Raw genomic sequence first — 13,567 nt, 5'->3', positions numbered from 1 at the left:
ACGCAGGCATGTCGCAACCGACGCAAAAACTTCGCCTGAGCGCACTGATCGCGCTGGTGGTTGGATCGATGATTGGTGGCGGGATCTTTTCCTTGCCGCAGAACATGGCCGCCCGTGCCGATGCCGGCGCGATATTGATCGGTTGGGCCATCACCGCCGTCGGAATGCTGACGCTGGCCTTCGTGTTCCAGACGCTGGCCAATCGCAAACCCGAGCTGGATTCCGGGGTGTACGCCTACGCGAAGGCAGGTTTCGGCGACTACATGGGTTTCTCGTCCGCGTGGGGGTACTGGATCAGCGCCTGGCTGGGCAACGTCGGTTACTTCGTTCTGCTGTTCAGCACTCTCGGGTACTTCTTTCCGGTGTTTGGCCAGGGCAACACGCCCATCGCCATCGGTTGCGCCTCGGTCCTGCTGTGGGCCGTACATTTTCTGGTGCTGCGCGGGATCAAGGAGGCGACGTTCATCAATCAGTTGACCACCGTGGCCAAGATCGTGCCGCTGATCATGTTCATCGTCATCGCCGCCGTGGCGTTCAAGGCCGACATCTTTACCCGTGACATCTGGGGCCGCAGCAACCCGAATTTCGGCGGCGTGATGGATCAGGTGCGCAACATGATGCTGGTCACCGTGTTTGTGTTCATCGGCATCGAGGGCGCCAGTGTGTATTCGGCGCGGGCGGAGAAACGTTCGGATGTCGGCCGGGCGACGGTCATCGGTTTTATTGGCGTGCTGGCGCTGTTGGTGCTGGTGAACGTGTTGTCGCTGGGGATCATGAGCCAGCCGGAACTGGCCAACCTGCAGAACCCGTCACTGGCGGCGGTGCTGGAACACATCGTCGGGCCCTGGGGCGCGTTGTTGATCAGCATTGGCCTGGCGATTTCGCTGCTCGGCGCGTTGTTGTCCTGGGCGCTGCTTTGCGCCGAAATCCTCTTCGCCACGGCCAAGGACAAGACCATGCCGGCCTTCCTGAAAAAGGAAAACGCCAACCATGTGCCGGTCAATGCGCTGTGGCTGACCAACGTGATGATCCAGCTTTTCCTGCTGATCACGCTGTTTTCTGCCGGGACTTACACCAGCCTGATCTACCTCGCGTCGTCGATGATTCTGGTGCCGTATCTGTGGTCGGCAGCGTATGCGGTGTTGTTGAGCGGACGCGGCGAAACGTACGAGCACGCGTCGGCGGAACGCACCAAAGACTTGCTGATCGGCGGCATCGCGCTGAGTTATGCGGTGTGGCTGTTGTACGCCGGCGGGGTCAAGTATTTGCTGCTGTCGGCGTTGTTGTATGCGCCGGGGGTAATTCTGTTCGCCAAGGCCAAACGCGAGCAGGGTGAACCGCTGTTTACAGCGATCGAGAAAGGGATATTTACCGCAGTCATCAGCGGCGCCGGGTTGGCGGCGTACGGTTTGTACAGCGGATTTTTGTCGTTGTGAGGTTGCGGCTGGCCTATCAGCCGCCCTATGACTGGCCGGCGATGCTGGGCTTCTTGTCGGCGCGGGCCGTGGCGGGAATGGAAACGGTGGTTGATGGCGTGTATTCGCGCAGCATCGGTCTGGACGGCGCTCACGGCACGTTTTCGATAAGGCCGGTGGCGGGCGATGCGCTGGAAGTGACGCTGAATTTTCCTGACCCGGCGGCGGTGCCGGAGATCGTTGCGCGGTTGCGACGGATGTTTGATCTGGATGCGGATTTAGCCGCGATTCATCGGTCGCTGAAGGCTGACCCGTTGATGGCGCGGCTGATTGCCGAGCGGCCGGGATTACGGGTTCCGGGGACGTGGGACGGTCTGGAACTGGCGATTCGTGCGGTGTTGGGGCAGCAGATCAGCGTGGTTGCGGCGATCAGGTTGGCGGGGAAACTGGTGGTGCAATATGGGCCGCCTTTGGCGTCGGTTTTGCCCGGTATCACGCAGGTGTTCCCGGCGGCTGATGTATTGGCGCAGGCGGATCTGGCGGCGCTGGGCATGCCGAAAAGCCGGGGCCGGACGCTGTCGGGTGTGGCCCAGGCGTTGCTTGATGATCCGTTGTTGTTTGAACCGGGGCGTGAGGGTGGTGTGGCGCGGTTGCTGGCGTTGCACGGGATTGGCGACTGGACGGCGCAGTACATTGCCTTGCGACAATTGCGCGAGATGGATGCGTTTCCGAATGGGGATGTGGGATTGATCAATGCGTTGTCGGCGCTTGAGGGGGAGCGGGTGACGGCTCGGGAGTTGTTGGCGCGGGCCGAAGGTTGGCGACCTTGTCGAGGGTATGCGGCGCAGCTTTTGTGGACATCACTGAGTCGGGCTGACTGAGCTGATCCGGGATTTTTAGTGACTGATCTGACGCTATCGCCGGCAAGCCGGTCTCACCCCTACAGTTGACCGAGTTGTTGCGGATATACGCGGTCAACTGTAGGAGTGAGCCTGCTCGCGATAGCTATCTGACAGTCACCACCACTGCGCGCGATGTGAACCCAATTCGGAGGCCGGAATCGCCCACTGCAACGGCGTCCCCGTAATCTTCAACGGCACCTGCAACCGATGCGCCGGTCCCCAGGGTGTCTGCTCAACCAACAAGCCCTGATCGTCCTCATCTTCACCCCGCAACGCCACGGCTGTTCCTGCGTCCTGTTCAATTAACAACTTCGCCGTCCGCGCCAGCGACAACCGCGCCGACCCACCCCGTCCCAACAATGTGATCGCCGCAGCCGCCATCAAATACCCGGTGGCATGATCCAGCGCCTGCACCGGCAACGGCGTCGGCTGGTCCGCCTTCTTCCACTGCATCCCCGCTTCGGCAATCCCGCTGCTCATCTGCACCAGGCTGTCGAAGCCGCGGCGGTTCTGCCATGGTCCGCTCCAGCCGTAGGCGTTCAGGCAGACGTCGATCAGGCCGGGCGCGAGAGCCTGTCGTTCGGCGACGCCGTAACCCAGCCGTTCCAGGGCATCGGCGCGGTAGCCGTGGAGCAGAATGTCGGCGTCCTTGAGCAGGCTTTCGAACAAGATGCGATCTGCTTTGTCATGCAAATCCAGGCGTGCGCAGCGTTTGCCCAAGGTGACTTCCGGCACCACACCGGGCTCGCTCCAGGTCGGTGGGTCGATGCGCAAAACGTCGGCGCCGAGGCCGGCGAGAAAGCGACTGGCGACCGGGCCGGCGAGCACGCGGGTCAAATCCAGCACCTTGATCCCGGCCAGCGGTCGCGCCACCGATCCTTGCCACGATGGCGACGGTTCAGGGTTGCCAGCGCTGAATTGAATCAGTGGCTCAGAATTCACCGCCTGGCCCTGGGGATGCGCCTGCCATTGCGCCCAGCTGCGCATTTCGGCGGCACAGCCACCGGCCTCGACCACGGCGTGTTCCAGATCGGTTTTCGCCCATTGCGCAACCTTGCTCGCCACGGCGGCGCGGTCGGCACAGGCACCGAGCACTTTTTCGGCCGCCGCACGGTGATGGGGCGCGTTGGTGTGCAGGCGGATCCAGCCGTCGCTGGTCGGGTAGTCTCCGGCCACCGGGTCCCAGAGTGGAGGAACACTCCAGCCGACGGGACGGATCGACGTCGCGAACCAGAAAGACGCGAGGCGACGGTCGACTTTAAGACTGGGCAAACGACCGGTGTGCTGATGCAGTAACTCGCTGACCGCCTGGCCGGCAGCGGCAATGCTGGCGCTCGCCAGGTCAGTGACGGCGAACGCCGAGGGCAGGGCGCCCTTCGAGGTGAACGGAATCGGGGTGTGGGGCAAGCCGAGTGCGGCTTGAATGGACGTGAGTAAATCAGTCATCGAAGGCCCTCCGGAACGAGAGGCCGAGCATAGATCAAAACACGGGGCAGTTAGATGAAAACGCCGGAAGCCCGCCGAACACGAACTTGTAGGAGCCGGCTTGCTGGCGATAGCGGTGTGTCAGTTGACATCAACGTCGGCTGACATTCCGCGATCGCCAGCAAGCCGGCTCCTACAGGGATTTGCGGTGTGGTTCTACACCCGGAACTGATCCATCAATTTCATCTGGTGGGTGGTCAGGGAGTTGAGTTGGCTGTTGATCTGCGCCGATTCGGTGGCCTGGCCGGTCAGGGTTTCGGTGACGGTGCGGATCGCCGAGACGTTGCGGTTGACCTCTTCAGCCACGGCGCTTTGTTGTTCGGCGGCGCTGGCGATTTGCAGGTTCATGTCGCTGATCACCGTGACCGCGTCGCTGATTTTGCTCAAGGCTTGCACCGCTTGTTGAATCTGCCCGGCGTTGCTGTGTGCCTGGGTCTGGCTCGAATGCATGGTGGCGACCACGCCGCGGGTGCCGGTCTGGATGCGTTCTATGACGATGCGGATCTCTTCCACCGAATCCTGCGTGCGTTTGGCCAGGTTGCGCACTTCATCGGCCACTACCGCAAAACCGCGACCGCTCTCGCCGGCACGGGCGGCTTCGATCGCTGCGTTGAGCGCCAGCAGGTTGGTTTGTTCGGCGATGCTGCGGATGACTTCCAGCACCGAACCGATCTGCTCGCTGTTGACTGCCAGCGCTTCGACTTCGGTCACCGCCTTGCTGACTTCGTCGGCCAGTTGATTGATGTCGCGGGTGCTGCGTTCGATGATCGACATGCCATCGCGAGCCGACTGGTCAGCGCCCTTGGCCGCGTTTGCCGCGTTCGACGCACTGTTGGCGACGTCATGGGCCGTGGCGCTCATTTCGTTGGACGCGGTGGCGACCTGGTCGATTTCGCGGAACTGCACCTGCATGCCTTCGCTGGTCTGGCGGGCGATTTCCGAAGACTGGTCGGCGGTGCCTCGGGCATCGGTGATGCTCTGTTTGATCTGCGCGATGGTCGGTTGCAGCTTGTCGAGGAAGCGGTTGAACCAACTCACCAGTTCACCCAGTTCGTCCTGCTTGCTGTAATGCAGACGCTGGGTCAGGTCGCCGTCGCCGCTGGCAATGGCCTTGAGCATCTCGGCGACGCTGTTGATCGGCCGGGTCACACCCGACGCGGTGAGCCAGATCAGCAGCAGGCCGACGAGGCCGGCAGCGACCGCCACCAGCACGGCTTTGATCGTGCCGCTTTGCTGGGCATCATCGAGCACCGTTTGCAGCTTCACCGAATCGGCCAGCAGTACTTGCTTGGGCAGGTCGATCACCACGCCCCAGGCTTTGGAATCGCTGATCGGACTGACCGGGTACACCGCACGAATCAAATCACCTTGTTCGAGGATTTTCGGGGTGCCGCCGCTGAGCAATTGCAGGACATCCTTGCCTTCTGCACCCAAGGTCTCACCGATGCTTTTGCCGACCTTGCTCGCGTCGACGCTATAAGCGGCGAGCACGCCGCTGCCAGAGACAATCAGCATGTGACCGGCGCTGTTGAACAGATCACGCTGGGAATCGACAGCCGCTGCCTGCAAAGCGTCGAGGGCGATGTCCACACCAACCACGCCGATGGATTTGCCGTCCACCAGCAGCGGTACGGAAATGGTGGTCATCAGCATTTCCTTGCCGCCGACGGTATCGGCGTACGGGTCCAGCAAGCAGGTGCGCCTGTTGTCGCGAGGGCAGGTGTACCAGCTGTTGTAAGGCGTTCCGCTGAGGCTCAAGGTGGTTTTGGTCATGTCGTCTTCGACCATGATCGTGTTGAGCGCGGTGCCACCGGCGCGGCTCCAGTAACTGGCGAAACGACCGGCTTCGTTGGACTGGCGAGCCGCGTCATTGGCGAACTCGCTGTCCTTGCCGTCCAGCCCGTTGGGTTCGAACGCCAGCCAGATCCCCAACACTTTGCTGTTGCGCTCGAAGGCGGTTTTCAGGCTCTGGTTCAATTCTTCACGCAGGGCGCCGGCCTCAAGCGAGCGCTTGGCGGCCAGGGTGCGCATGTCCTTGATCTGGTCCGCCAGGGCGGTCACCACCAGCAGGCTTTCGCCAAAGGTTTTCTGCACCCGCACCGCTTGCTCGGCGGCCTTGGCCTGAAGCAGGTCTTGCACGCTGTCGGTGAGCATTTTGCTGCTGGAGACGCTGACCAGCTCATCGTTCTGGTTGGTCTGGTAGAAGTTCATGCTGACGATCAGGACGACCACGCCCAGCAGGCATAGACCGGAGAGCAGAACGATTTTCAGGCGGATGGACAGAGAGTCGAACATAGGACGAACTCGCGAAGGGATGAAGTGTTGGCTGCGAGTCGAGGTCGACCCGGTTCGCCAAATCCATTCAGCGCCAATCTCTGCGCATCGGCGTGGGGCGAGGATGCATGATGGTGGCTCCGACGAACGGTCATGGTTGAACGTTTGCGCGGAAAAATGTGCCGAAAAGCGCTTTAAAACGGGGATAAATCGCGGAGTGTGTCAGGTGGTTTGCGGCAGTGATTCCGGTCTCGACCAGATCCACAGATTGCCCAGGCTCATGCCGGCAATGGCGAGGTAAACCGGCCAACCGTGATCGAGCATGACCAGCATCAACCCGGCGCACAGCAGCATGCTCACGGTGGCACTGACCTTGGCTCGACGTGCAACGATTTTGCCGTTGCGCCAGTTGCAGAGGATCGGACCGAACAGCCGATGGTTTTCCAGCCAGGCACTCAGGCGCGGCGAACTCTTGGTCGCGGCCCAGGCGGCGAGCAGGACGAACTCGGTGGTCGGCAGGCCTGGCACGACGATGGCGATCAGGCCGATGGCTAGGCTGATGTAGGCGAGTGCGCCGAACAGGAAACGGGCGAGTTTGGAGGAGGAGCGAGTCATAAGATCGATTTATGACCTGTAGGAGCCGGCTTGCTGGCGATGGCGTCTTTGGAATCGCCATCGCCAGCAAGCCGGCTCCTACAAGGGCAGGGTTATCAGGCGAGTTCGGGGGTGGTGGCGTAGGCGTGTTCCAGCAACACGGTGAAGCGGTTGAACGCATTAATTGCGCCTTTATCCAGCTCCGCTTCTTCCTGCTCAGTGAGTGCCAGACCGTCCAGCGTTTTGACGAAGCTTTTCCAGCCTTCGGCGCGGCCACCGGCCGGTTCGCCGAGGTGACGGGCACCGAAGGTCTCGCTCAGGCCCAAGCCGACAGCCCGTTTGATCAGGAACGCTGCACCGAGCTTCGAGCCTTCGGACACAAACAGCCAACCCAGCGCTTCGGCTTTGCTCGGGGAGTTCACTGCGCCCGCGACAGGCGCCGGCACTTCGGTGTCCAGATCGGCCAGGTCAGCCTTGGCCGCCTCGGCACGGCAGCGCGCCGCCAGATCGGGAACGATGGTGATCAGTTCGGCATCGTTGTACAGCGCCACCAGCTCTGACTGGAACAGATACTGCGCCACCACGAAACGGGCGAAATTGGCCTGGGTTTCGAACGGCGCGTGGGCTTTGACCAGCGCATCGAGTTTGGTGTGGGGCTCATGGGTGATCTGGTTCAAGCGTTGCGAGCGCAAAGCCGGGCGTTGGGACGTGTCCTGGTTAGTCATGAGAAATCCTTGAAGAAAAGAGGCGCTTGGTAACGAGACGAACAAGAAGACGCCTGACAGTAAAAAAACCTCACTGTGCGGCTCTATAAAAAGCCGCGCAGCGAGCGTGCAGGATCAGATGTCCCAGACCAGATTGACCGCGAAGTTGCGACCCGGCTGAGTCAGGCGATCAAGGTTGGCCGGGCTGAGGACCGAAGCCTCGCCGACGCCGTCGTAACCGCGCACGTCATCCCACAGCCAGTACTTTTTGTCGGTCAGGTTGTAGACCCCGGCGCTGACAGTCACGTCGTCCGTCACTTTGTAGAAACCGGTCAGGTCCAGTACGCCGAAGCCCGGCGATTTGAACTGGCTGCTGACGCCGTCCGGCGACTTGAATTTGGTGTCGTCGACACGATCCTTCTTTTTCACCAGCGTCCAGCTGAGCAAGCCACCGTAGTTGTCCTGGTCGTAACCGAGGCCGAACACACCGGTCAGCGGGTTGACGCTGTTGATCGGTTCGCCGTTGTCGTTGTTGCGACCGTAGGCGTAGGCCACCGAGCCCTGGGTGTACAGGCCTTGTGGCGCGCCGAACGCGTCGAGGTTCAGACGTCCCTTGACCTCTGCGCCCTTGATTGTGGCGCGCTTGATGTTGGCGCTCTGGAAGGTCAGCTCGTTGTAACCGGGGGAGATGGCATCCTCTTCGATGAAGTCGCGGTACTTGTTGTAGAACACGGCCACATCGAAGGAGCCCGATTCGAATTGACCGCGCAGACCGGTTTCAAAACCTTTGCTGGTTTCCGGGTCGAGGTTCGGGTTGGGTTCCACGCGATAACCGGTGGTGGTGTTCTCGAAGCGCCCGTACAACGCCTTGGCGGTCGGTGTGCGGAAACCTTCGGCGTACTGGCCATACCAGGTGTACTGGTCGGTCAGGGCGTAGGTCAGGCCGAATTTCGGCGACACACGATGCCAGTTTTTGGAGTCGTTGCTGACAGTGCCGCGGCCATCGGCCGCCACGGTGTTCAAGAACTCCTGGGTGATGTGCGGCTTGAGCTCGGTGTAGTCGTAGCGCAGCCCCGGCAGGAAGGTCCATTTGTCCCAGCTGATCTGATCCTGGGCGAACAGGCTGTAGGTGTTGACGGTCGGGTCGGGGAAGTCGCTGGATTTTTTCAGCACGTCTGCGGTGCTGACGGCGCCGAGGGTTCGGCAGGAACCAAAGACCGCGAGGCAGGTGCCGTTGCCGCTGCGCGAACCGGTGACTTTCTGCTGCTTGATCGTGGTGCCGTAGGTCAGCAGGTGCTCGGTGTCGGCAAGACTGAAAGCCTTGTCCAGTTGCGCGTCAAACACCCACTGCTTTTCTTCATAAAGGGTTTCGCGGGTGCGCAGCACTTTGCGTGAGATCGGGTAGTAGAACTCTTCGGTGCTCTGGTCGGTCTTGGCGACCTGGTGGTTCAGGCTCCACTTGACGTTGTCTGCCAGCAGACTGTCGAGGGCGAAGCTGTGTTCCAGGCCGAAACGCTCGCGGGTGACGGTGTCGTTACCGGTGCGCCATTGGTACATGCCGCCCGGCAGGACGCTGGCCGGAATCGCCGGCTGGCCTTTGTCGAACGGACCGCCGTAGGCACTTTTCTGATCGGTGTCGCGGTCGTCCTTGTACTTTTCATACGTCAGGCCCAGGCGCGAATCTTCGTTGTAGTTCCAGCCGATCTTGGCCAATACGTTGTAGGTACGCACGTCCTCCGGGTTGGCCGCAGTGCGCGCCAGGCCGGTGCCGTTGTTGCTGCCGTAGGATTCGGTTTCATGACCGTCGCGCTGGCTGTAATGCAGCAAGCCATCGAACTGATCGGCGCGGCCGGCCACAGTCGCAGACTTCAGCCAGCTCTCGTCGGCGGAGCTGTAGCCGGTTTTCAGGCGGGCGCCGACGTCTTTGCCGGGTTTGATGATGTCGTCCGGGTCGAGGGTGAAGTAACTGACCGCACCGCCGATGGCGTTGCTGCCGTACAGCACCGAGGCCGGCCCGCGCAGGATCTCGACGCGTTTGATGATCTCCGGGTCGACGTAGTTTCGCTGGGTCTTGGCGTAGGGGCCGTTGAAGAAATCGTTGGGCACTTCGACGCCGTCGACCTGGGTCAGGATCCGGTCGCCGTCGATGCCGCGGATGTTGTAGCCGCTGATCCCGCCACGCTGGCCGGCACCACCGACCGAAACGCCCGGTTCGTAACGCACCAGGTTCTTGATGGTGTTGACGTTGTTGCGGTCCAGCTCTTCGCGGGTGTGAACGGTGACGGTGCCCGGCACGCTTTCGACGGTTTGTTCCTGGCGGGTGGCGCTGATGGTCACCTGTTGCAGGTTGAGGGCGCCGCTGCTCGGGCGCTTTTCCAGGACGATGTTGTTGTTGCCCAGCTTGCGATAGCTCAGGTTGGTCCCCACCAACAGGCGATCCAGTGCTTTCTCAGGCGACAAGGACCCGCGCACACCCGGCGAGGCCACGCCTTGCCCAAGTTCTGCCGGCAAGCCGACCTGCCAGCCCGTCACCGCAGTAAAGGCATTGAGTGCCGAGACCAGCGACTGTTGCGGGATCGCAAACGCGTAATCGCCCATGTTGCGCGTCGATTGTTCGGCTGCGGTGGCGGCCATCAGCGGCGCGCTACCAGCCATGAGGATGGCGGCGGTCAGCAGCGAGAGCACGCGGGACGGTGAAGAGGAGTGGCGGGTAAGGCGAGAGGACATCGATAGCGCTCCGAGTCGCACGAATCTTTATAGGTGCTGATTGGCATATGAAGATGCGAATCAATTGCATTGGCTATAACGAGACGTACGAGCTTCAGCTATCGAGTAAAAATAATTCTCATTTAGTTCAGGATCACCAGCGCCGGATATTCCTGGAGCCGCGCCGAGGTGATGTGCGCCAGCGAGCGGACCACGTCCAGCGGCTGGTCGAGACGGTAATTGCCGGTCACGGCGACGTCGGCCAACCGCTCGTTGTTGTTGATGATCCAGCCTGGATAGTAGCGACGCAGCTCCGCCAGCACCTGGCTCATCGGGCAGTTTTCAAACACCAGTCGGCCCTGGACCCAGGCCAGGTCAGTCGCGGCATCGAGCCTGGCCGGCCGGTCGAAACCGTTGGGGCCGATGCGGATGCTTTCGCCGGCAGACAGGCGAATCCGTGCGTCGTCGCGGGTCGCCCGCAAGTCGACATCACCACGCTGCACTTGAACCTGCGTCACGCCATCGAGGTACCGCACCGCAAACGCCGTGTCGTGCACGCTGGCCTTCACTGGTCCGGCGTCGATTTCCAGCGGCTGGCCGCGATGGGCCTGCACTTCGAAAAACGCTTCGCCCTGATAAAGCCGGGCGACGCGCTGCTGATCGTTGATGGTGCTGGAAAACGCCGAGTTGGTATTGAGCAGGACTTTCGAGCCGTCCTCCAGTTGCAGGCGCTGACGCTCACCGACCACCGTCAGGTGATCAGCCTGGAGACGCAGGGGCAGGTTGCTGAAACTGAACAGGCCGAGGATCAACACGGCAGCAGTGGCCAACGGTTTCCAGTGCGGGCGCAGGCGCGACAACACGGTGACTTTGGGTGGCAGCGCGGCCAGGTGTTGCGCGCATTGCACGACTTGCGGGCCGTCCCAGATGGCCTGGGCCTTGGCGAACGCTTGCGCATGCAAAGGGTCGGCGTCCAGCCAAGCCTGGAACTGGCGAGACTGTTCTTCGCTCGGACTGCCCAGCACGATCAGCCAGTCCAGGGCCTGGTCCATCGCACTTGCGGAGTCCCGCGCCGGGGAGGGCGGAGGGGAGCGGTGGGTGTCCGTCACGGTGTTTCCTCGGCAGTGTCTGTGCACGGCTGTTTTTTTAGTGGAGCTTGAAAGTGGGCAAGGGTAGCAAAGCCTTGCTTGCTCAGTCGCCGTTTAACCGTTCGGCGACACCGATGCAGATAGCCATGATCAGCTTCAACTCCTTTTGCACCGTGCTCAATGACACGCCGAGCTTCTCGGAAATCTCCAGATAGCTGTGCCCATGCAAACGGCTGAGAATGAAAATCTGCTGCTGACGGGCGCTGAGTTCACTGAGGCTCACGTTCAAACGCTCCAGCAATTGTTTGGCATGGGCGGCGTCCTCGGCACTGCTGGCCGGCGCGGCAATGCTTTCCACCACGTCCATCGGCACGTCGTCGAGCATCGTCCGGGACTGAATGCGCCGCGCACGCAAATGGTCCAGCGCCAGGTTGCGTGCGGTCTGGAAAACAAAGGGTTCAAGGTGGTCGATGGCCCGTTCGCTGAGCGCACGGGTCACGCGCAGGTAGGTCTCCTGCAAGAGGTCTTCGGCGGTGCTGTGATTGTTGACCATCCGCTCCAGCGTGCGCAGCAGAGAGACGCGCTGGGCGATGAAGACGTGATTGAAGCGCGATTGACTCACGGGAGGACCTGATCCATTTCGATCAAATGATAATGCTTATCATCCGCTGCAGTGGTCAAGTCCTGATTTGTGAAGGTTTATGCGCGGCCCAGCAAATAGGTCGCGTAATCGGGAATGCGATGTGCGTGTGCCTGATCCATCAACGGGCTGCTGAGCAGGTAGTCGGCGCTGCATTCATTGCAGGCGACGGGAATGTTCCAGACTGCCGCGACCCGCAGCAATGCCTTGATGTCCGGGTCATGGGGTTGCGGTTCGAACGGGTCCCAGAAGAACACCAGCATGTCGACGCGCTGTTCGGCGATTCGCGCGCCGAGTTGTTGGTCGCCGCCCAATGGGCCGCTGATCATGCTTTCCACGGGCAGGTCGAGGCGTTGTTGCAATAACAAACCCGTGGTGCCGGTGGCGACCAGTTCATGTTGCGCGAGCTTGTCTTTGTGCCGCTCGGCCCAGTCCAGCAGGAACACCTTGCAGTGGTCATGGGCGACCAGGGCGATGCGTTTGCGCGCGGCGACGGTTTTTTGCGTGAAGCTGATACCGATCATGGGGTATTCCGTAGGCAGGTTACCGACGATGGTGTTCATGAGGCCGCCATCGCCGGCAAGCCGGCTCCTACAGGGATCGGGTACGCCGCAACCTTGTAGGAGCCAGGCTTGCCGGCGATAGCGATCTCGAGGCCGCCATCGCCAGCAAGCCGGCTCCTACAGGGATCGGGTGCGACGCGACTTTGTAGGAGCCGGCTTGCTGGCGATAGCGGTGTCACGGACGCCAACTTACTCGGCGTTGCAAAGCGCCAGGCAGTTATCGAGCATGCGGTTGGAGAAGCCCCATTCGTTGTCGTACCAGGCCAGCACCTTCAGCAGCTTGCCGCTGGACTTGGTGTGGTTGGCGTCAAAGATCGACGACAGCGGGTTGTGGTTGAAGTCGCTCGAGACCAGCGGCAACGTGTTGTAGCCCAGAATCTTCGAATGCTGGCTGGCTTCCTTGAGCAGCGCATTCACTTCATCGGCCGACGCCTCGCGCTTCAGTTGCACGGTCAGGTCCACCAGCGACACGTTGATCACCGGCACACGCACGGCCATGCCGGTCAGCTTGCCCGCCAGTTCCGGCAACACCAGGCCGACCGCTTCGGCCGCACCGGTCTTGCTCGGGATCATGTTCTGGGTGGCCGAACGGGCGCGGTACGGGTCGGTGTGGTAGACGTCGGTCAGGTTTTGATCGTTGGTGTAGGCGTGGATGGTGGTCATCAAACCACTTTCGATGCCCAGCTCGCGGTGCAGCACCTGGGCCACCGGGGCCAGGCAGTTGGTGGTGCACGACGCGTTGGAAATAATCTGGTGCGATTGGCGCAGAATGTCGTGGTTCACCCCATACACCACGGTGGCGTCGGCGCCTTTGGCCGGTGCGGAGATGATCACTTTGCGCGCGCCGGCCGTAATATGCGCGGCGGCTTTGGCCCGGTCGGTGAACAAACCGGTGCATTCGAACACGACATCAATCTTTTCCGCGGCCCAGGGCAGCTCGGCCGGGTTACGAATGGCGCTGACGGAAATCCGGTCGCCGTTGACGGTCAGGCTTTCCTGATCATGCTGGACATCGGCGTCGAACGTGCCGTGAACAGTGTCGTACTTGAGCAGATGAGCGTTCATCGCGCTGTCGCCCAGATCATTGATTGCAACGATCTGCAAATCCTGACGGTAGCCTTGGGTATACAGTGCGCGAAGGACGTTGCGGCCGATACGGCCAAAACCATTGATTGCGATTCGAAGAGTCATTTAAC

The 13,567-nt window shown here is 61.4% G+C and carries 10 protein-coding genes and 2 pseudogenes; 2 read left to right on the top strand and 10 right to left on the bottom strand.

The features are described 5' to 3' along the window. The first annotated feature begins 8 nt into the window (after nucleotides 1-8). A complete protein-coding gene (gene arcD / locus IB254_RS09110; protein ID WP_008027826.1) occupies nucleotides 9-1,436 on the top strand; it encodes an arginine-ornithine antiporter in 1,428 nt (475 codons plus the stop codon). Next, nucleotides 1,433-2,296: a DNA-3-methyladenine glycosylase family protein gene (locus IB254_RS09105; RefSeq protein WP_192417081.1), complete on the top strand. Its 864-nt coding sequence runs from the start codon at nucleotides 1,433-1,435 to the stop codon at nucleotides 2,294-2,296. Before arcD ends, IB254_RS09105 begins: the two co-directional genes overlap by 4 nt. A gap of 135 nt (nucleotides 2,297-2,431) precedes the next feature. On the opposite strand, the gene IB254_RS09100 is transcribed toward IB254_RS09105, so the two are convergent. The 10 genes and pseudogenes from IB254_RS09100 to gap form a co-directional block, all read right to left on the bottom strand. Beyond that, the gene (locus IB254_RS09100) at nucleotides 2,432-3,763 is read right to left on the bottom strand and encodes a CoA transferase (RefSeq protein WP_192417080.1); all 1,332 of its coding nucleotides are present in this window, start codon (nucleotides 3,761-3,763) and stop codon (nucleotides 2,432-2,434) included. A 195-nt stretch (nucleotides 3,764-3,958) separates the two neighbouring features. Next, nucleotides 3,959-4,486: pseudogene (locus tag IB254_RS29820) on the bottom strand (methyl-accepting chemotaxis protein); the annotation flags it as partial. Nucleotides 4,487-4,864: 378 nt separating this feature from the next. Further along, nucleotides 4,865-5,833: pseudogene (locus IB254_RS29815) on the bottom strand (chemotaxis protein); the annotation flags it as partial. 465 nt (nucleotides 5,834-6,298) lie between these two features. Beyond that, nucleotides 6,299-6,691 carry a YbaN family protein gene (locus tag IB254_RS09090; RefSeq protein WP_192417078.1) on the bottom strand — a complete coding sequence of 131 codons (393 nt, stop codon included), beginning with the start codon at nucleotides 6,689-6,691 and terminating at the stop codon, nucleotides 6,299-6,301. A gap of 95 nt (nucleotides 6,692-6,786) precedes the next feature. Further along, on the bottom strand, nucleotides 6,787-7,395 hold the full coding sequence (locus IB254_RS09085; protein WP_192417077.1) for a biliverdin-producing heme oxygenase: 609 nt from the start codon (nucleotides 7,393-7,395) through the stop codon (nucleotides 6,787-6,789). A gap of 114 nt (nucleotides 7,396-7,509) precedes the next feature. After that, entirely contained in the window at nucleotides 7,510-10,101 is a 2,592-nt protein-coding gene (locus IB254_RS09080) for a TonB-dependent receptor (RefSeq protein ID WP_192417076.1), read from the bottom strand. Nucleotides 10,102-10,223: 122 nt separating this feature from the next. Next, on the bottom strand, nucleotides 10,224-11,189 hold the full coding sequence (locus IB254_RS09075) for a FecR family protein (RefSeq protein WP_192417075.1): 966 nt from the start codon (nucleotides 11,187-11,189) through the stop codon (nucleotides 10,224-10,226). Nucleotides 11,190-11,271: 82 nt separating this feature from the next. Further along, nucleotides 11,272-11,790, bottom strand: coding sequence for an RNA polymerase sigma factor (locus IB254_RS09070; RefSeq protein ID WP_008038635.1), 519 nt, complete (start codon nucleotides 11,788-11,790; stop codon nucleotides 11,272-11,274). A gap of 77 nt (nucleotides 11,791-11,867) precedes the next feature. Next, the gene (locus IB254_RS09065) at nucleotides 11,868-12,332 is read right to left on the bottom strand and encodes a methylglyoxal synthase (RefSeq protein ID WP_192417163.1); all 465 of its coding nucleotides are present in this window, start codon (nucleotides 12,330-12,332) and stop codon (nucleotides 11,868-11,870) included. 228 nt (nucleotides 12,333-12,560) lie between these two features. After that, nucleotides 12,561-13,562 carry a type I glyceraldehyde-3-phosphate dehydrogenase gene (gap, locus tag IB254_RS09060; protein WP_008031008.1) on the bottom strand — a complete coding sequence of 334 codons (1,002 nt, stop codon included), beginning with the start codon at nucleotides 13,560-13,562 and terminating at the stop codon, nucleotides 12,561-12,563. Nucleotides 13,563-13,567: the final 5 nt, after the last annotated feature.

Source organism: Pseudomonas sp. PDM03 (genome assembly GCF_014852385.1).
GTDB lineage: Bacteria > Pseudomonadota > Gammaproteobacteria > Pseudomonadales > Pseudomonadaceae > Aquipseudomonas > Aquipseudomonas migulae.
This window is presented reverse-complemented; position numbering and strand designations above follow the sequence as displayed.